Source organism: Rhodococcus koreensis (assembly GCF_900105905.1).
Taxonomy (GTDB): Bacteria; Actinomycetota; Actinomycetes; order Mycobacteriales; family Mycobacteriaceae; genus Rhodococcus_F; species Rhodococcus_F koreensis.
On record NZ_FNSV01000005.1, the window covers coordinates 8091330 to 8109807 of the forward strand.

The following is an 18478-nucleotide window of genomic DNA, read 5'->3' on the forward strand; positions in this document are numbered from 1 at the left end:
GACCTCGGTCCTTCACAGTGCTATGTACCCGGACATCGCGCAGGTGAATCGGGAAACTCCCGTCAGGTCGTGGGGATCATGAACAGCAGGGTGCACACGCCGATCGAGATCGCGAACAGCACGACCATGACGGTGTAGCCCAGGTTCCGCCGCCGGGCAGGGATCGCCGGGTCCATCCACCACCCGAACGCCTTGAACGCCGCGGGAACCGCCCACCACCCGAGGATCTGGGTGGTGACCAGGTTCCCGATGAACAGGGCGACCGCGATCGGCACACCGTGCGCCTCAATGAACGGCGCGCTGAAGAAATGACCCCAGATCACGACCAGCGGGTACAGCACCAGCAGCGCCAGCAGGTTGCTGCGGGCGACGGGCACCGGGGGCGGTTCGTCGCCGCCCGTGCCGCGGAACCAGAAGTCGAAACCGTAGCTCGCTTTGCGGATCCGGAGATTCCTGTTGAACTTCTCACCCTCCTCGAGGAGGGCGGCCCGCTCCGGTGAATCCATCCACGACCCCAGGTTGTCCTCGGTGTCGAAGCTGAGCACGATCGTCCAGTCCTCGGTGATTCCCTGCACCGGCCTCTCGACCTTGTGCCCCCGGAAGCCGCGGAACCCTGCCTCGGCGGCGGAGATCTTCCGCTGCCAGTCCATGAACGCCGACTCGTCCGCGGGGTCGACGTGACAGGAGATGACCACCGACGTCGCCGACTGCTCCCGGGTCTGCTCACCGGTGAGCAGGTGGACGTCCTCGTTGCCGATGAAGGCGTGCTTGATCTCCGCCACCAGTTCCGTCCGCAGGTCGCTGTCGAGCCACGCCCGGGCGTCGTCGAGGGTGGTGAACCGCAGCACGTCCACCCAGTCGTCCTGCACGGGCGGCGACGGCGGCACGATGTCCTGATCGATGAAACCGGGAACCGTCGCGAGGGCGTCCGCCGCGCGTTTCTGCCACTGCGAATATTCGGCGTAGCGGGCGTCGTCGATCCGGCGTTGAAAGATCACCGACACCGGGGATGCGGCTGGGCCGTGCTGGCTCGGGTGCGGCACGTGAGATCACCTCCGGTCGGTTCGTGGTGCGGGCGCCTCGGTGGGGGAACTGTCGGACTGCCGGGCGGATGTGGTGAGCAGGAGCAGAATTCCGGCGCCGGCGCCGAGAGCGAGGTAGAGCCAGCCGAGCGGTGCCTGGCTGTTCTCCGGCAGCACGCCCGCGACGGCCATCGCCGCGCTGACGACGAGATAGCAGGCGGCGGTGACGACACCGCCGATCAGCCCGAGATTGCGGGTGAACAGCCCGAGAGCCAGCCCGTACATCTGCGGGCAGAGCACGCCGCATCCGGCGAGTGCGAGGCAGGCGCCGATCGTGATGGCCGGCGCGGTGACGACGGACATCCCGGCCGTGACGGCCAGTACCAGCGCGCCGAGCACGAACACCCACCAGGCGCCGAAAGCGAGGCGGCGGGTGCCGACCCGGACGGCGAGTGCGCTGCAGGCGAGTTCGCCGAGAAGGTTGGCGCCGCCCACGACGAGCGCCACCGCGCCGTACGCGGCGGGGGAGAAGCCGAGGATCTCCTGGTACAGGAAGGGCGCGACGACGCCGAACACCATCTGGGCGGACGCCATCAGTCCGAACACGAGCACGAAGCCCACGAAGAGGCGGTGGCGCAGCGCGGCCCGCAGCACCCGCGCCGCCGCCGTCGCATCGACCGGTGATCGCGATTCCTTCGGAAGCGTCTCCGGCAGTCCCGCGAAGACGAGGGGAACGGCGAGCGCAGCCAGAAGCGCGATCAGCCCGAACACCAGGCGCCACGACATGAACTGCACGAGCACACCGCCCACGGCGGGCGCGAGAACGGGGGCCAGCCCCCACGCGGCCCCGAGGAGACCGGACACGGATGTGAGCCGGGCGCCGCGGTAGCAGTCGGCGGCGATCGCATACGCGAGGACGAGGCACGCACACCCGCCGATACCCTGCACGAATCTCAGCCCGAGCAGGACCGTGATGTTCTGCACGAGTGCGCATCCCACACTGGTGACGACGAGGATCGTCAGGCAGGTCAGCAGAGTTCGTTTGCGGCCCACCGCATCCGCGATCAGTCCGACCGGGATGAACGCCAGACTCATACCCAGCATGTACGCCGTCACCGTGTTCTGCACGACGGCCGCGGACGAGTCCAGATCGAGCACCATCTGCGGCAGCGCCGGGGTGTAGATGTCCAGCGGGATCTGGCTGAGCGGAATCACCAGCAGCAGGATGACCACGACACGGCGCGGCACCGGGACGCCGGTCGGCGTCGTGGGCACTGACATCCCGCACCACCTGCTTCTCGACCCATGGGGGATGGAGAACGGAGCAAGTTTCCCGAAAGTCTTCACGTGAACATGCCGCAACGGTCCGTGCGGTCGGTTCCCTGGATCATACGACTGCGCACTACCGCGCCGTGCCGGTTCCGGGTGCGCCCGCAGCGGGGGAGCCCGCGACGCACAACGAGCCCACCCATGTCACCGGCTGGAATCAGCCGGCGCCACGGATGGGCTCGTCAGGAAGTGCCGGCCCGCATGTCGGCGGGCATCACGACTTACACGTCGTAGTACAGCTGGAACTCGTAGGGGTGCGGACGCAGGTTGACCGGAGCGATCTCCTGCTCACGCTTGAGCGAGATCCACGTCTCGATCAGGTCGGAGGTGAACACGCCGCCCTCGGTGAGGTAGTCGTGGTCGGCCTCGAGGCGGTCGATGACAGCCGACAGGCTGGTGGGGGCCTGCGGGATGTTGCGGGCCTCCTCCGGCGGGAGCTCGTAGAGGTCCTTGTCGACGGGAGCCTGCGGCTCGATCTTGTTCTTGATGCCGTCCAGGCCGGCCATCATCTGCGCCGCGAAGTTCAGGTAGGGGTTACCCGAGGAGTCGGGGGCGCGGAACTCGAGGCGCTTGGCCTTCGGGTTGTTGCCGGTGATCGGGATACGCACGGCCGCCGAGCGGTTGCGCTGGCTGTACACCAGGTTGATGGGGGCTTCGTAGCCCGGCACCAGGCGGTGGTACGAGTTGATCGTCGGGTTGGTGAAGGCCAGCAGCGACGGAGCGTGGTGCAGGATGCCGCCGATGTAGTGACGCGCCATGTCGGACAGGCCCGCGTAGCCGGCCTCGTCGTGGAACAGCGGCTTGCCGTCCTTCCACAGCGACTGGTGGACGTGCATGCCCGAACCGTTGTCGCCGAACAGCGGCTTCGGCATGAAGGTGGCCGACTTGCCGTGCTGCCAGGCAGTGTTTTTCACGATGTACTTGAACAGCTGCAGGTCGTCAGCGGCTGCGAGCAGCGTGTTGAACTTGTAGTTGATCTCCTGCTGGCCGCCGGTGCCCACCTCGTGGTGGCCGCGCTCGAGCTCGAAGCCCGCGTTCTGCAGGTTGGTGGAGATCTCGTCGCGCAGGTCGACGTAGTGGTCGTACGGAGCGACGGGGAAGTAACCGCCCTTGGGGCGGACCTTGTAGCCCAGGTTGGGGCTGCCGTCGGCGTTCACGTCGTTGCCGGTGTTCCAGGAACCCGAGATGGAGTCGAGTTCGTAGAACGCGCCGTTGATGCCGGAGTCGTAGCGGACCGAGTCGAAGATGTAGAACTCGGCCTCGGCGCCGAAGAAGGCGGTGTCGGCGATGCCGGTCGACTTCAGGTATTCCTCGGCCTTGCGCGCGACGTTACGAGGGTCGCGGCTGTAGGACTCGCGCGTGAACGGGTCGTGCACGAAGAAGTTGATGTTCAGCGTCTTGGCGGCGCGGAAGGGGTCGATCTGGGCGGTGGCGACGTCGGGGAGGAGCATCATGTCGGACTCGTGGATCGACTGGAAGCCGCGGACGGACGAACCGTCGAACGCGAGGCCGTCCTCGAACACGTCCTGGTTGAACGCGGACGCGGGGATCGAGAAGTGCTGCTGCACACCCGGCAGGTCGCTGAACCGGATGTCGACGTACTCGACGTTCTCGTCCTTGATGAACTTGATGACCTCTTCGGCCGTGGTGAACGCCACGCTTGTGCTCCTTAAGTCGCTTCAGCCAAGTGGATATTGGCGAAATTCGTCGAGCCAGACGGTATGGACTTGGTGTTGCCCGCCGGTCAACCTTTTGTTTCGCCCGTGTTACACGTCGAATCTTCCTGGGCTTTTACACCCGCTGTGACTGCGCACACAGCCCCAAGCTCCGGTGTGAGGTCCTCGGAGAGACGACGCCTATCCTGGACAGCATGGCACGTATCACCGGTTCTTGGCTCTCCGGACCTTCGGCTGCACTGCCGGACGGCGCCGACGAGACGACGCAGTCCTTCCGGGGCGAGCGCCTCGGGTTGCAGGCGGAGGGACCCGGTTCACTCGCGAGCACGGGACGCCGTCTCGCCGCGCTGATGATCGACTGGGTGTCGTCGGCCGGCGTCGCGGCTCTGATCATCGGCGACAACTTCTTCGACGGCCCGTTCTCCACGATCACACTGCTCGTCTGGTTCGTCGTCGGTGTCACCACGGTGACGCTGTTCTCCTTCACCCCGGGGCAGTTGTTCCTCGGCATGCAGGTGGCGCGCGTGGACGGACCCGCCCGCGTCGGCTTCGTGCGGGCCCTGGTGCGTCAGGCGCTGCTCGTGTTCGTCGTGCCCGGCACCATCACGGACGTCGACGGTCGCGGCATGCAGGACCGCGCCACCGGCACCGCGCTGATCCGCACGCGCTGACCCCCGAACGTCTTCCGCCCGATGTCGGATTCGACATCGGGCGGAGTAGGTGTGACGCGGACCAGGTGGAAGGCGACCGGCTTCTAGCGGCGACGGATGGTGCGCTGCACGCCGCGCATCTTCGCGCCGCCGGGCATCGGACCCTTGGGCAGTGCCGCGCCGCCACCGCGGCTGCTGAGCGCGGCGAGCCGCGACTCGATGGCGTCCATCCGCTTGGTGTCGATGTTCTTGGGAAGCTTGTTCAGGTGCTTCTGCAGCTGCGACAGCGGGACCTGGCCCTCGTCGTTGCCGATGACGATGTCGTAGATCGGGGTGTCGCCGACGAGGCGCGCCGTCTTCTTCTTCTCCTGGGCGAGGAGCGACTTCACGCGCTGCGGTGATCCCTCGGCGACCAGGATGACGCCGGGGCGTCCGATCACGCGGTGCACGGCGTCGAGTTGGGTGGTGCCTGCGACCGCGCTGGTCACGCGCCAGGAGCCCTGCATGTTGTCGAGCGCCCACGCGGCCGCACCGGCCTGGCCCTCGGCCTTGCCGTACACCGTCTTCTGCACGCGCCGGCCGAAGATGATGAACGCACCGAGGACGCCGAGGAGGAGGCCGATCGGGAGGAGGAACCACTGCAGGCCCCAGATCAGACCGACGAGGAAGAACACCACCGCGAGTCCGACGAGTGTGCCGAGCATGAGCGGCAACAGCAGCTTGTCTTCCTTGCGCTGCATCTGGAACGCCTGCCAGAGCTGGGTTCTGCGTTCCTTCGACGCCTGCCTGCGGGCTGCCTTGGCGGCTGCCTTTGCTTCTTTACTGGGTTTGCCCGCTTTACCGGTTTTACTGCCGTTCGCCATGCTCTTCAGGATACGTCCCTGGCCGTGCGCGGTGATGACCCGTCCGGTGTCGATCACCGCGCACCCGCCGTGGTCAGCGGGCGAGGCGCGCCATGAGGGAACTGGCCTCCTGCGAGGCGTCACCGCTTTCGGTGAGATGCGCCTGTCCAGCAGGCAATTCGCGCCCGTGGTGGGCCATCGCCTGCGCGTAGAGGCGGCCGGCGCGGTACGACGAGCGGACGAGCGGTCCGGCCATGACGCCGGCGAACCCGATCTCCTCGGCGGCCTGGGAGTGCTCGACGAACTCTTCGGGCTTGACCCACCGCTCGACGGGGTGGTGGCGGGGGGAGGGGCGCAGGTACTGGGTGATGGTGATGATGTCGCAGCCCGCGTCGTGCAGGTCGTGCAGCGCCTGGGTGACCTCGTCGGGGGTCTCGCCCATGCCGAGGATGAGGTTGGACTTGGTGACCAGGTTGTCTTCGCGGGCGGCGGTGATCACGTCGAGGCTGCGCTGGTAGCGGAACGCGGGCCGGATCCGCTTGAAGATGCGGGGGACGGTTTCGACGTTGTGGGCGAGCACCTCGGGGCGGGTGGAGAACACCTCGGCGAGCTGGTCGGGTTTGGCGTTGAAATCGGGGATGAGCAGTTCGACGCCGGTGCCGGGGTTGAGCTGGTGGATCAGGCGGACGGTTTCGGCGTAGAGCCAGGCGCCGCCGTCGGGGAGGTCGTCGCGGGCGACGCCGGTGATGGTGGAGTAGCGCAGTCCCATCGCCTGGACGGATTCGGCGACGCGGCGGGGTTCGTCGCGGTCGAGGTCGTCGGGTTTGCCGGTGTCGATCTGGCAGAAGTCGCAGCGGCGGGTGCACTGTTCACCGCCGATGAGGAACGTCGCCTCGCGGTCTTCCCAGCATTCGTAGATGTTGGGGCAGCCGGCTTCTTCGCAGACGGTGTGCAGACCCTCGCGTTTGACGAGGCTTTTGAGCTCGGAGTATTCCGGGCCCATCTTCGCTCTCGTCTTGATCCAGTTGGGTTTGCGTTCGATCGGAGTCTCCGCATTTCGGATCTCGAGGCGGAGCAGTTTGCGTCCTTCTGGGGCCACAGTCACGGAGACGATGGTACGCCCGGCCCGTCGCACCCGGCGGGCCGGGGAGCGGAGGTCAACCGTACTGAACAGTAGTGAAGGTGGGTGCGGAGGACGTCGTCTCCGCGGCGGCGGAGTCGAACGTCACCCGCTCGATGTCGTGGTCGGTCACCGGAAGTTCGCCGTCGAGTGCGGCGACGACGGCCGCCGTCACCGCGGGTGTGACCTCCTCGACCGTGACGTCGCGGCCCAGTTCCCGCGACAGCGACGTCACCCCGGCGTCGCGGATGCCGCACGGGATGATCGCGTCGAAGCCCGTCAGAACGGAGTTGCAGTTGAGCGAGAAGCCGTGCAGAGCGACACCGCGCTGCACCCGCACCCCGATCGCTGCGACCTTCCGCTCGGGCAGCCACTGCCCGTTGTCGAGGGACGCGGGCAGCCACACGCCGGAGCGGCCGTCCACTCGGCCGCAGACGATGCCGAGGTCGGTGCACACGGAGATCAGCGCCTGCTCGAGCCTGCGGACGTAGCGCACGACATCGACCGGTTCGGCGAGCTTGACGATCGGGTAGCCCACCAGCTGTCCCGGGCCGTGCCAGGTGATCTTCCCGCCGCGGTCGACGTCGATGACGGGAGTGCCGTCGGTGGGACGATCCTCCGGTTCGGTGCGGCGTCCCGCGGTGTAGACGGCGGGGTGTTCGAGCAGGAGCAGCGTGTCGGTGCCCACGTTCTCGGCGCGCTGCGCCGCCAGCTCGCGCTGTCGGTCCCAGGCGTCGACGTACCCGATCGTGCCGAGGTGTTCGACGGAGATCGGAGAGGGGCTGAAACGGGCGGATTGTGTCGCGCTGCTCATGCGCTAGAGGTTACGCCGGGCCGGTGGCCGTACCGCCACGAGCCGGGTTCACCGCACGAGGGCGGCGTCGAGCGCTTCCCCGATGGTGTTGTGCCGGAACCGGAATCCCGCGTTCTCGAGCACCGTCGGGATCGCGCGCTGCCCGGCCAGAATGCCTTCCTGCGCGAACTCGCCCACCAGCGCGCTGAGCGCGAACCCGGGCACGATCCACGGGGCGGGGCGGTGCATCGTCCGCGAGACCGCGCCGTTGAACTGCGCGTTGGTGACGGGTGCCGGGCCGGTGACGTTCACGGGACCGGCCACGTCGTCGCGGGAGAGCACGAACTTGATCGCATCGACCTCGTCCTCCAACGAGATCCACGACAGGTACTGGCGGCCGTTGCCGAGCCGGCCGCCGAGCCCGAACGAGTACAGGGTCTTCAGCCGGCCGAGCAGGCCGCCGTGGGGGGACAGGACGATGCCGCTGCGCAGCCGCACCGTCCGGATCTTCGAGTCGTCGGCGGGGGCCGTCGCGGCCTCCCAGTCGCGGCAGGTGTCCGCGAGGAAACCCGTCCCGGACGGCGAGGTCTCGTCGACGATGCGGTCGCCGGTGTCGCCGTAGTAGCCGACGGCGCTCGCATTCACGAACACGGGAACCCCGGCCTCGGCGACAGCCTCGGCCAGGACGTCGGTGGCGGCGATCCGGCTGTCCCGGATCAGTTGCTTGTATGCACCGGTCCAGCGTTTGTCGCCGATCCCGACGCCGCACAGATTCACGACCGCGTCGGCGTCCGCGAGGATCCCGGTGTCGAGCCGGTCCTTCTGCGGATCCCAGCGGGACTCGTCGGGACCCGCCGACGACCGGCGGACCAGACGGACGACGTCGTGACCGTCGCCGCGGAGGGACGAGACGAGAGCGGTGCCAATCAGCCCGGAGGATCCGGCGATGACCACGCGCATGTGCAACAGCCTCCTTCACAGCGCAGGGGCACCATCCCTGCTGGAAATGGTGCCCCTGCGAAACTACGTTCGGCTCGAAGTCCGGTGACGGATCAGAGGCCGAGATCGGCCTCGAACGCGCCCTGCTCCAGACGCTGCTTGATCGTGGTCAGGAAGCGGCCGGCGTCGGCACCGTCGACGAGACGGTGATCGTAGGTCAGCGGCAGGTAGCACATCGAGCGGACGCCGATGCTCTCGCTGCCGGACTCGTCGGTCACGACCACGGGACGCTTGACGATCGCACCGGTTCCGAGCATCGCGGCCTGCGGGGGCACGAGGATCGGGGTGTCGAACAGGGCGCCCTGGCTGCCGATGTTCGTGATCGTGAACGTGCCACCGGACAGCTCGTCCGGCTTGAGCCCACCGGAGCGGGCGCGCTTGGCGATGTCCGCGATGGCGCGGGCCAGTCCGGCCAGCGACAGGTCGCCGGCGTTGTGGATCACGGGGGACAGCAGGCCCTGGTCGGTGTCGACCGCGATGCCCAGGTGCTCGGCGTCGTAGTAGGTGATCTGCTTGTTCGCCTCGTCGTAGCTGGCGTTGACGTTCGGGTGCGACTTCAGCGCCTCGACGACGGCCTTCGCGAAGAACGGGAGGAACGTGAGTTTGACGCCCTCGCGCTCGACGAAGGTGTTCTTGGCCTGCGAGCGCAGGGCCGCGATCTTGGTGACGTCGACCTCGAAGGTCTGGGTGAGCTGCGCCGTGCTCTGCAGCGACTCCCGGGTCTTCGTGGCGGTGATCTGGCGAATCCGGTTGGCCTTCTGCGTGGTTCCGCGCAGGTGGGCCAGCTCGGGGCGGACCCCGGCGGAGGCGGCTGCCGGAGCAGCGGCGGCAGGCCGTGCGGCGGCAGGCGCGGCAGCGGCGGCCGGTGCCTTCTTGGCTTCGGCGGCAGCGAGAACGTCCTGCTTACGGATGCGGCCACCGACTCCGGTGCCCGTGACCGAGGACAGATCGACGCCGTTGTCCGCGGCGAGCTTACGTACCAGCGGGGTGACGTACGGGGTGCTGTCCCCGGACGTCGCCGCGGGAGCGGGTGCAGCGGCGGCGGGAGCAGGCGCGGATGCTGCCGGTGCGGCGGCCGGAGCCGGAGCGCTCTGGGCGGGTGCGGGCTTCGCCGGTTCCGGGGCCGGAGCGGGCTTCGCGGGCTCGGGGGTGGGCTCGGGCTTCGGTGCCGCGGCCGGCTTGGCGGCGGGCGCACCCGAACCGATCACGGCGAGCTGACCGCCGACGGAGACGGTGTCGTCTTCCTCGGCGCTGATCTCGAGAAGCGTGCCTGCGACGGGCGACGGGATCTCCGTGTCGACCTTGTCGGTGGACACCTCGACGAGCGGCTCGTCCACGGCGACCTCGTCGCCGACGGCCTTGAGCCAGCGGGTGACGGTGCCCTCGGTGACGGACTCACCCAGTTCGGGCATGTTCACCGCGGTGCCGTCGGCGGAACCGCCGCCGGACGCTGCGGGCGCGGGCTCTGCGGCCGGTGCCTCCACGGCGGGAGCCGGCTCTGCGGCGGCGGGTGCGGGAGCGGAGTCGGAGGCGGGAGCCTCACCGGCGTCGCCGATCACGGCAAGTTCGCCACCGATTTCGACGGTGTCGTCTTCCTGAGCAACGATCTTGCTGAGAACGCCGGCCACGGGAGACGGGATTTCCGTGTCCACCTTGTCCGTGGAGACTTCGAGCAAGGGTTCGTCAACTTCGACCGTGTCTCCTTCCTGCTTGAGCCACCGCGTGACAGTTCCCTCGGTGACACTCTCACCAAGCGCTGGCATCTGGACGGAGAAGGCCATGTCTTTTGACTCCTCGACAGTTGTGTTCGGGTTGTTGAATTTTGTCGACTTGTGGTCGTGAACCATTGTGCTCGAGATGCACGTGTCTTGCGTCTACTTGCAGGTAATTCCGATTCGTCGTCACCCACTCGCTGTGTCGGCGCTCCACATCTTTCCATTGATCCGACGGGCGCGTCCGCCGAGGGGGACCCCCCGACGACTCCGGTGTGTCGCCACGTAATCCCTACTGGCCGGTAGTTTTCGTGCGCGGCGGAAACCGGACGTTCGCTGGCAAACTTGGAGGACATCGCGGGCGCCGTCCCGCGTACGCACTCGAGGAGGCTCGACGTGGGGTTGTTCGACCGTTTCTCGCGGCCTCGGTCCGGCCGATCTCAGGCGTCCCCGGAGGATGCCGCCCATCTCGCGAACTGGACTCGCACGCACCTCGGTGTAGAGGCGTACGTGGAACCCCGGACGACAGTGACCGAAGTCACCGTCGTGCTCGTCGCGGCGGACGGCGAGTGGACCCGGCGCCGGGTGGGCGGCGAACGCGGCGCCCGCAAACTCGGGGAGGATCTCCGCATCCCGGTGTACGACGTCCGCAAGACCGGCTACCCGCAGCGGATGCGCGACCACGACGCGCGGCGCCGCATCGAGCGGAAGCGGGAGCGCGAACGCGACCTGTAGGCGGCTCCGCCGCCCGTGCGCCTTTGTGGTTGCTGGAACAACCGAAAAGGCGCACGAGCCCGGAGGGCCTAACCGTTGGCGGCGATGTCCTCGATCACCGAGATCATGGTGCGCACCGGCACGCCGGTGCCGCCGCGGCCGGTGTAACCCCACGGTCCCGACGAGTTGTAGGCCGGTCCGGCGACGTCGATGTGCGCCCACTGGACGCCGTCGGCGACGAACTCCTTCAGGTACAGGGCCGCCGCGAGCATGCCGCCCCAGCGGTGATTCGTGACGTTGGCGAGGTCGGCGATCTTCGAGTCGAGGTCCGAGCGCAGTTCGGCGGGCATCGGCATGGCCCACGCGTTCTCACCGATCGTCTGGGAGATGGCGGCGACGCGGTCGCGGAACTCGTCGGTGCCCATGACGCCGGGGGTCCGGTTGCCCAGTGCCACCATCTGCGCGCCGGTAAGCGTCGCCGTGTCGATCAGGTAGTCGGGTTCGTCCTCGCAGGCGCGGACGATGGCGTCGGCGAGGACGAGGCGTCCCTCCGCGTCGGTGTTGATGACCTCCACCGTGGTTCCGCCGTACTGGGTGAGGACGTCGCCGGGGCGCTGCGCGGTGGACGACGGCATGTTCTCGGCCATCGGGACGGTGGCGGTGACGTCGACGGGCAGTCCGAGTTTGGCGGCGAGGACCACGGTCGCGACAACGGCTGCGGCGCCGCCCATGTCGGACGTCATGTTCTCCATGCCTGCGGCGGGCTTGATGGAGATGCCGCCGGTGTCGAACGTGATGCCCTTGCCGACGAGCGCGACCTTGGGGGCGTTCCGCTTCTTGGCGGAGTAGCTGAGGCGGACCAGTCGCGGCAGGCGGGACGAGCCCTTGCCTACTCCGAGGATGCCGCCGTACCCGTTCTTTTCGAGCGCCTTCTCGTCCAGGACCTCGACCTTCAGTCCCGCGTCGGTGCCGAGTGTCTTTGCGCGGTCGGCGAATTCGGCTGGGAATAGGTGGCTCGGGGGTGTGTTGACGAATTCGCGTGCGGTGGCGACGGCTTCGGCGATCGCCGACGAGCGTGCGAGGGTGTACTTCGCCTCCTTCGCCCGCGGGGACGACACCAGCAGCTCCACCCGGGAGACGGGCTGTGCGTCCGGGCCGGGAGCGGACTTCGCGGACTTGAATTCGGTGAACCGGTACGCGCCGAGGGCGAAACCTTCGGCTGCCGCACCGAGATCGAGCACGGACAGGGTGGTCGCGACAGTGCCGACACCGCTGAGCGAACGCGCCGCGGCGCCCGCGGACTTGCGGATCTGCTCGGCGTCGAGTTTCTCGGCCGAACCGAGTCCGACGGCGAGCACGCTGTCGACCGGCAGCGTGCCGGGTGCCGGGATGCGGGTGGTCTCCTCGGCCTTGCCGGAGGCGCCCACCGCGACGAGCGTGTCGAGCAGGTCGGTCAGCACCGATTCGTCGACGATGCCGTCTCCGAGCGCGATTTCGGGGCCGTCCGGGCTCGACGTCAGTCCGATCACCAACACGTCCACGCGCTTGCCGACGGTGCCGGCCAGTGCGAGTTGTGGTCCGAGGGGTCGGGCTGTGCGAGTGCTCACGGTGTCTCTCCTGCAGCGGTGGGGGATGAGTGGTGCCGGGTGGCCGACGTCCGTCCCGATGGTAGTGCTCCGCCGTCGTCGGCTACCCGGTGCGCGTCTACCCGGAGGTCCGATAGGTTGAGGCGCATGACCGAGGAGCAGTTGTCGCAGGGGCCCGTCCACGCCGTCCACGTCGAACTCGGGGCCACGTTCGCTCCGTTCGGTGGCTGGGAGATGCCCGTGTCGTATGCCGGCACCGTCGCCGAGCACACCGCGGTCCGTGAATCGGTGGGAGTGTTCGACGTCAGCCACCTCGGCAAGGCCCTCGTGCGGGGCAGCGGCGCCGCCGCGTTCGTGAACTCGGCGCTGACCAACGACCTCGACAAGATCGGGCCCGGCAAAGCGCAGTACACGCTGTGCTGCACGCCGTCGGGTGGAGTGATCGACGATCTGATCGCCTACTACGTGGGCCCCGACGAGGTGTTCCTCGTCCCCAACGCGGCCAACACCGCGGACGTGGTCGCGGCACTGGCCGCCGCCGCCCCCGACGGGGTCACTGTGGAGGACCAGCACCGGGACTTCGGCGTGATCGCCGTGCAGGGGCCGAAGTCGGTAGAGGTGCTCACCGCGCTCGGCCTGCCGACCGACATCGACTACATGGCCTTCACGGACGCCACCTGGGACGGCGTTCCCGTCCGTGTCTGCCGCAGCGGGTACACCGGCGAGATCGGCTTCGAGCTGCTGCCACGCTGGGAAGACAGCGAGAAGTTGTTCCGGGCGGCGGTCGAGCAGGTTCGCGCTCACGGCGGCCAGGTCGCCGGCCTCGGCGCCCGGGACACGCTGCGCACCGAGATGGGGTACCCGCTGCACGGGCACGAGTTGTCGCTCGAGATCTCGCCGCTCGAGGCGCGCTGCGGCTGGGCGATCGGCTGGAAGAAGCCGAAGTTCTGGGGCAGGGAGACTCTCGCCGACGAGAAAGCGTCCGGCCCGGCCCGCAGGCTGTGGGGCATCAAGGCGCTGGACCGCGGGGTCCTGCGCGCCGGTCAGACCGTGCTCCGCGACGGCGAGTCGATCGGCGAGACCACGTCGGGCACGTTCTCGCCCACGCTCAAGGTCGGGATCGCGCTGGCGCTGCTCGATTCCGGGTCCGGGGTGTCGGCCGGAGACGAGATCTCCGTGGACGTCCGGGGGCGCTCGCTGCGCGCCGAGGTGGTGTCCCCGCCGTTCGTGGAGATCAACACCAAGTAAGCACCTGTCGCGGACGACCTGTCGGCGGTGGGGCGGAGGAAGGCGTTCGATAAGATCACGAGCATGACAGGTGTCACCGAGTTCGTTCGCGTCCCGCATCCCGCCCCCACCTCCGACGAGGTACGGCGAGAGATACTGGCGGCGCCCGGATTCGGCCGGTACTTCACCGACCACATGGCGTCGATCACCTACTCCACGGAGCTCGGCTGGCACGACGCGAAGGTGGAGCCGTACGGGCCGCTCCAGCTCGACCCCGCCGCGATGGTCCTGCACTACGGACAGGCCATCTTCGAGGGTCTGAAGGCGTACCGGCAGCCGGACGGCGGCATCTCGACGTTCCGCATCGAGGCGAACGCCGAGCGGCTCGCGACGTCGGCTCGCCGTCTCGCGATGCCCGAGCTGCCGGAGGAGTTGTTCGTCAAGTCGATCACCGAACTGCTCGAGCTGGACCACGAGTGGGTGCCCGCGGCCGGCGGTGAGGACGCGCTGTACCTGCGCCCGTTCATGTTCTCCACCGAGGCCGGTCTCGGTGTGCGTCCGGCCGACGAGTATCGCTACCTGCTGATCGCCTCGCCCGCGGGCGCGTACTTCCCGCGGGGGGTGAAGCCGGTCAGCGTGTGGCTGTCGACGGAGTACGTCCGGGCCGCACCCGGCGGCACCGGTGCCGCCAAGTTCGCCGGCAACTACGCGGCGTCGCTCCTCGCGCAGGCGCAGGCCGCCGACGAGGGTTGCGACCAGGTGGTGTGGCTCGACGCGATCGAGCGGTCGTACGTGGAGGAGATGGGCGGTATGAACCTCTTCTTCGTGTTCGGCTCCGGATCCGACGCCCGCCTCGTGACGCCGTCCCTGTCCGGTTCGCTGCTGCCGGGGATCACCCGCAATTCGCTGCTGACCCTCGCGATCGACGCCGGTTTCGCGGTGGAGGAGCGGCGGATCAGCACCGACGAATGGCGCACCAAGACGAAGTCCGGCGAGATCACCGAGGTGTTCGCGTGCGGAACGGCGGCGGTCATCACGCCCGTCGGCCGGGTCAAGTCCGCCGAAGGTGAATTCACGATCGCCGACGGCGAGCCCGGCGAGGTCACCATGGCCCTGCGCGACACGCTGACCGGAATTCAGCGGGGAACGTTCGCCGACACCCACGGCTGGATGACCAAACTGCGCTGAGCCGTTTCGGCGGTCGACTGCGCTGAGCCGTTGCGGCGGTCGGTCAGAAAGCGAGACCGATCGCCGAGACGGTGACGGTGATCTCGAGCGCGGCTCCGAGCACGTCACCGTTCAGGCCGGCGAATCGCCGGACGCAGTGGCCCACCAGCAGTGCGGTGAGTGTCAGCGCCACCGCCACGACGACCGGTCCCTGCCACCACGGCGAGATGCACCACGCGCCCGCCGCGAGGAGCGGAACGGTCCAGGCGAGTCCGGTCCACGGCGACTGGGTTTCGGCGACCAGCGCGCCGAACCCTTCCGTGGAGGACGCGGGGATTCCGCGGCGGCAGGCGAACACGGCCGCCACCCGCCCGGCCGCCACGGCGACGGCCACACCCGCGAACTGTCCTGCGGCGGCGAGAGATCCGAACGCCAGCCCCTGCGCGCCCAGGCAGATCACCAGGGCGCACACCCCGAACGGTCCCGCACCACCGCTGTGCATCACGGCCCGCGCCCGCTCCGGCGGCCCGTAGCAGCCGAGCCCGTCGACGGTGTCGGACAGTCCGTCGACGTGCATGCCGCGGGTGGCGAGGGCGTGCGCCCCGACCGTCACCAGGCCGGCGAGGGCGGGGTCGAGACCGGCGGACACGAGCACCCACAGCAGCCCCGCGGCCAGGGCGCCCAGCGCGATCCCCGTCACCGGCGCCGCGCGGATCGCGCGGCCTCCCGCCGCGCGGTCGACGGTGTCCGGTCCGCGCAGGGGGAGGACGGTCAGCCAGGAGAAGGCGAGCAGCACGCCCGTCACGGTCAGCCCGCGGTGTCGGCGGCGGAGTCGGTCCCGGTGCCGGAGTCGGTCCGGGTTTCGGAGCCGTCTTCGGCGTCGCGGGTGCTGACCCCGGCTTCTGCGAACGTCGCCATCTCCGCGAGTGTCGCGACGGCGGCCTGAAGGATCGGCAGTGCGGTGACGGCACCGGACCCCTCGCCGAGTCGCATGTCGAGTTCGAGGAGGGGGTCGAGTTGCAAATGCTTCAGCGCGATCGTGTGGGCCGGTTCGGTGGAACGGTGGCCGGCCAGCCACCACGCGCGGGCGCCGGGCGCCAGTTCCTCCGCAACCATCGCGGCCGCGGTCACGACGACGCCGTCGAGGATCACCGGCGTCCTGCGGGCGGAGGCCTGCGCGAGGAACCCGGCCATCGCGGCGAGGTCGGCGCCCGACACCGTGCGCAGGAGCGCCACCGTGTCCCGGACCACCGGCCGGGCGCGGCGCAGCGCGTCGCGGATCGCCGCCGTCTTCCGGATCCAGCCGGCGTCGTCGACACCGGTGCCCCGGCCGACCGCCGCGACCGGTTCGGTGTCCGTCAGCGCGGCGATGAGAACGGTGGCCGGTGTGGTGTTGCCGATTCCCATGTCGCCGGCGATCAACAGGTCTGCGCCGGAATCGATTTCGGAGTCGGCGATCGATCGTCCGGCCTCGATGGCCTTCAGGGTCTCTTCGTGTGTGAGCGCGTCCTCGCGGTCGATCGCCCCCGACGAGCGCCGAATCTTGAACGCGGACACCGACGGATCCGTGTCGCCGTCGACCGACAGGTCGACGACGCGCACGCCGGCGCCCGCCCGGTTCGCGAGAGCGTTGACGGCCGCCCCGCCGCCGACGAAGTTGGCGACCATCTGCGCTGTCACCTCGGGCGGATACGCCGAGACGCCGGTCCGTGCCACGCCGTGGTCGCCGGCAAACACCACCACCCGTGCCCGTGCGAACGGGGCGGGTGGGCAGACGCCCTGGCAGGCCGCGGCCCAGCACGCCAGCGTCTCCAGACGTCCGAGCGATCCGGCCGGTTTGGTGAGCTGAAGCTGACGGGCCTCGGCCTGCGCGCGAATCCCTTCGTCGGGTGGGGTGACGGGTTCGAACCGACCGGGGTCGGTGCTCACGGACTCGCTGGTCACGCTTGGCCTCTCGCTCGAGTGGAATCTGCCCCGCACGACGCACGTGGGGGATCGTCTTTCAGGGTCATGGTCAGCCCGGCCACGACGAGGACCACGCGATCGCAGACCTGCGCGAGCCGCGAGTTGAGGGCGCCGATCTCGTCGCGGAACAGGCGACCGGACCGGGTCTCCGGGACGACGCCGAGCCCCACCTCGGGGGTCACCAGCACGAGTGCCCCGCGGTAGTCGCGGACGCTCGCGACCAGGTCGTCCGTGCGGGGCCCGATGGTGCCCCGCGGCGAATCCCAGGCGGCGGCGCCGTCGAGTTCGACGGTGAGCCAGGTGCCGAGATCGTCGACGAGGGTCGCCGTAGCGTCGGTGCGGGCACGAAGTTGATCGGCGAGGTCGCGACGGTGCGCGGTTTCCACGGTGACCCAGCTGTCGGGGCGCCGATCGCGGTGCTCGGCGACCCGGTGCTCCCAGTCCTGGTCGTCGGGGTCGCGGTGGCTGGTGGCGACGTAGCGCACCCGGCCCGCCCCGGCCAGGGCCTGGGTCAGTTCCTCGGCATGCGCGGATTTACCGGACCGTGCACCACCGAGTACCAGCGTTCGCGAGGGCTGGTACGGGTGACCCGGGTGGTCCCGGGGATCGGCGGTGGGCACGGAGGGAAACGCTACCAACCCGCCGACGTGGCAGTATTTTGACGAAGAACGTCAATTCCGCCACTGTTGGCGGGAAGTGGACGAGCGGAGAATTTCAGCCATGACCGAATTCCTCGTCCTCGTTGCACTTCTCCTCGTGCTGCAAGCGGCCGTGACATACGCCGGTCGGCACCTGGGTCCACTCCATCCGCGGCTGCGGAACAGCTACCGCGACAACTTCTTCCGGCCTGCCGATCCCCTGGCGGACCTGTCGCACGACCGCGACGCCGAACTGGGGCGGCTGCTCGCCGCGACGCACCGCGCGCCCCACAACTGACCGTCAGATGGCGTCGCCGGGCCGCACCCGCGGCTTGGGGGCCCGCAGCTTGCGGATCTGCGACGCCCGCACGAACGCGTACCAGCCGAGCTTGAAACCGCCGTCGGGGGTGTCCGGGAAGCGTTCCCGCACCTGATTGTTGATCTTGCGGCCCAGCCAGACACCCTCGATGGCCATGAACATCATCATGATGAGCATGGCGAGCGTCACGATCGCCTGCAGGGCCGGGCTGACGAACATCGCCATGATGAGAACCAGCGCCAGCGGCATGAACAGGCCGACCAGGTTGCGCCGGGCATCGACGATGTCCCTGACGTACGCGCGCACGGGGCCCTTGTCGCGGGGGAGAAGGTACTTGTCCTCGCCGGCGAGCATGCGGGTGCGCCGCTCGGCGGCGGTGGCGCGTCGCTCCGCCGCGGCAACCTTGCGCTCTTCCTTGCTGCCGCGGGTCGCCTTCTTACGGGCCCGGGCCTCTTTCGCGGTCAGGGGTGCGGGCGCAACCGGTCCGCGACGCTTCGACTCTGCGTCACGCCGCTTGGGGGTCGGGCGGCCCTTGCCCGCCTGCTCGACGGACTCCGCCTCCTGGGCCGTCGACGACTCGGCGACCTCGACGTCCCGCTTGTCTGAATCGTCCGAATCACCGCGGCGTAGCAATTTCACCCTTCCAGACTATGGGAAGACGCCACCGAGTGGAAAACCGCCGTCTCATCGAAATGCCGGGTCGCGCCCGTCGCCATACA

The 18478-nt window shown here is 69.0% G+C and carries 18 protein-coding genes; 5 read left to right on the plus strand and 13 right to left on the minus strand.

Translation table 11 applies throughout. The features are described 5' to 3' along the window. Positions 1-62: 62 nt before the first annotated feature. The 3 genes from BLV94_RS41470 to glnA all read right to left on the minus strand — a co-directional run bounded on the left by BLV94_RS41470 (position 63) and on the right by glnA (position 4009). On the minus strand, positions 63-1043 hold the full coding sequence (locus BLV94_RS41470) for a putative antibiotic biosynthesis monooxygenase (RefSeq protein WP_072945495.1): 981 nt from the start codon (positions 1041-1043) through the stop codon (positions 63-65). Positions 1044-1049: 6 nt separating this feature from the next. After that, positions 1050-2303 carry a multidrug effflux MFS transporter gene (locus tag BLV94_RS41475; RefSeq protein WP_072945493.1) on the minus strand — a complete coding sequence of 418 codons (1254 nt, stop codon included), beginning with the start codon at positions 2301-2303 and terminating at the stop codon, positions 1050-1052. Between the two features lie 269 nt (positions 2304-2572). Beyond that, the gene (gene glnA / locus BLV94_RS41480; RefSeq protein ID WP_005247755.1) at positions 2573-4009 is read right to left on the minus strand and encodes a type I glutamate--ammonia ligase; all 1437 of its coding nucleotides are present in this window, start codon (positions 4007-4009) and stop codon (positions 2573-2575) included. A gap of 212 nt (positions 4010-4221) precedes the next feature. Between glnA and BLV94_RS41485 the strand changes: the two genes are divergently transcribed. Beyond that, complete coding sequence (locus BLV94_RS41485; protein WP_072945490.1) at positions 4222-4698, plus strand: RDD family protein; 477 nt, start codon at positions 4222-4224, stop codon at positions 4696-4698. 83 nt (positions 4699-4781) lie between these two features. On the opposite strand, the gene BLV94_RS41490 is transcribed toward BLV94_RS41485, so the two are convergent. From BLV94_RS41490 to sucB, 5 genes are all read right to left on the minus strand, one after another. Continuing rightward, a complete protein-coding gene (locus BLV94_RS41490; RefSeq protein ID WP_072945564.1) occupies positions 4782-5540 on the minus strand; it encodes a DUF4191 domain-containing protein in 759 nt (252 codons plus the stop codon). A 73-nt stretch (positions 5541-5613) separates the two neighbouring features. Next, on the minus strand, positions 5614-6624 hold the full coding sequence (gene lipA, locus BLV94_RS41495; RefSeq protein WP_174705527.1) for a lipoyl synthase: 1011 nt from the start codon (positions 6622-6624) through the stop codon (positions 5614-5616). A 52-nt stretch (positions 6625-6676) separates the two neighbouring features. Beyond that, the gene (gene lipB / locus BLV94_RS41500) at positions 6677-7453 is read right to left on the minus strand and encodes a lipoyl(octanoyl) transferase LipB (RefSeq protein WP_072945486.1); all 777 of its coding nucleotides are present in this window, start codon (positions 7451-7453) and stop codon (positions 6677-6679) included. A 48-nt stretch (positions 7454-7501) separates the two neighbouring features. Then, complete coding sequence (locus tag BLV94_RS41505; protein WP_072945484.1) at positions 7502-8392, minus strand: TIGR01777 family oxidoreductase; 891 nt, start codon at positions 8390-8392, stop codon at positions 7502-7504. A gap of 92 nt (positions 8393-8484) precedes the next feature. Then, positions 8485-10212: a 2-oxoglutarate dehydrogenase, E2 component, dihydrolipoamide succinyltransferase gene (gene sucB / locus BLV94_RS41510; RefSeq protein WP_072945482.1), complete on the minus strand. Its 1728-nt coding sequence runs from the start codon at positions 10210-10212 to the stop codon at positions 8485-8487. 327 nt (positions 10213-10539) lie between these two features. Between sucB and BLV94_RS41515 the strand changes: the two genes are divergently transcribed. After that, the gene (locus tag BLV94_RS41515; protein WP_072945480.1) at positions 10540-10878 is read left to right on the plus strand and encodes an oxidoreductase; all 339 of its coding nucleotides are present in this window, start codon (positions 10540-10542) and stop codon (positions 10876-10878) included. Positions 10879-10946: 68 nt separating this feature from the next. On the opposite strand, the gene BLV94_RS41520 is transcribed toward BLV94_RS41515, so the two are convergent. Further along, the gene (locus BLV94_RS41520) at positions 10947-12464 is read right to left on the minus strand and encodes a leucyl aminopeptidase (RefSeq protein WP_072945478.1); all 1518 of its coding nucleotides are present in this window, start codon (positions 12462-12464) and stop codon (positions 10947-10949) included. Positions 12465-12590: 126 nt separating this feature from the next. On the opposite strand from BLV94_RS41520, the gene gcvT reads away from it, so the two are divergent. Both gcvT and BLV94_RS41530 read left to right on the plus strand, forming a co-directional pair. Beyond that, complete coding sequence (gcvT, locus tag BLV94_RS41525) at positions 12591-13691, plus strand: glycine cleavage system aminomethyltransferase GcvT (RefSeq protein ID WP_072945477.1); 1101 nt, start codon at positions 12591-12593, stop codon at positions 13689-13691. A 63-nt stretch (positions 13692-13754) separates the two neighbouring features. After that, on the plus strand, positions 13755-14858 hold the full coding sequence (locus tag BLV94_RS41530) for a branched-chain amino acid aminotransferase (protein ID WP_072945475.1): 1104 nt from the start codon (positions 13755-13757) through the stop codon (positions 14856-14858). A 43-nt stretch (positions 14859-14901) separates the two neighbouring features. Here BLV94_RS41530 and BLV94_RS41535 read toward each other — a convergent pair whose 3' ends face one another. Genes BLV94_RS41535 through cobU form a run of 3 tightly spaced genes read right to left on the minus strand, consistent with a single transcriptional unit; the run spans position 14902 to position 17422 of the window. Further along, entirely contained in the window at positions 14902-15642 is a 741-nt protein-coding gene (locus tag BLV94_RS41535) for an adenosylcobinamide-GDP ribazoletransferase (protein ID WP_072945473.1), read from the minus strand. A gap of 2 nt (positions 15643-15644) precedes the next feature. Next, on the minus strand, positions 15645-16781 hold the full coding sequence (gene cobT, locus BLV94_RS41540) for a nicotinate-nucleotide--dimethylbenzimidazole phosphoribosyltransferase (protein ID WP_072945471.1): 1137 nt from the start codon (positions 16779-16781) through the stop codon (positions 15645-15647). Further along, positions 16778-17422, minus strand: coding sequence for a bifunctional adenosylcobinamide kinase/adenosylcobinamide-phosphate guanylyltransferase (gene cobU, locus BLV94_RS41545; protein ID WP_072945469.1), 645 nt, complete (start codon positions 17420-17422; stop codon positions 16778-16780). Before cobU ends, cobT begins: the two co-directional genes overlap by 4 nt. A 100-nt stretch (positions 17423-17522) precedes the next feature. On the opposite strand from cobU, the gene BLV94_RS41550 reads away from it, so the two are divergent. Further along, entirely contained in the window at positions 17523-17738 is a 216-nt protein-coding gene (locus BLV94_RS41550) for a hypothetical protein (protein WP_072945467.1), read from the plus strand. A gap of 3 nt (positions 17739-17741) precedes the next feature. On the opposite strand, the gene BLV94_RS41555 is transcribed toward BLV94_RS41550, so the two are convergent. Beyond that, positions 17742-18398, minus strand: a complete 657-nt coding sequence (locus BLV94_RS41555; protein ID WP_072945464.1) for a DUF3043 domain-containing protein — start codon at positions 18396-18398, stop codon at positions 17742-17744. Positions 18399-18478 lie beyond the last annotated feature (80 nt).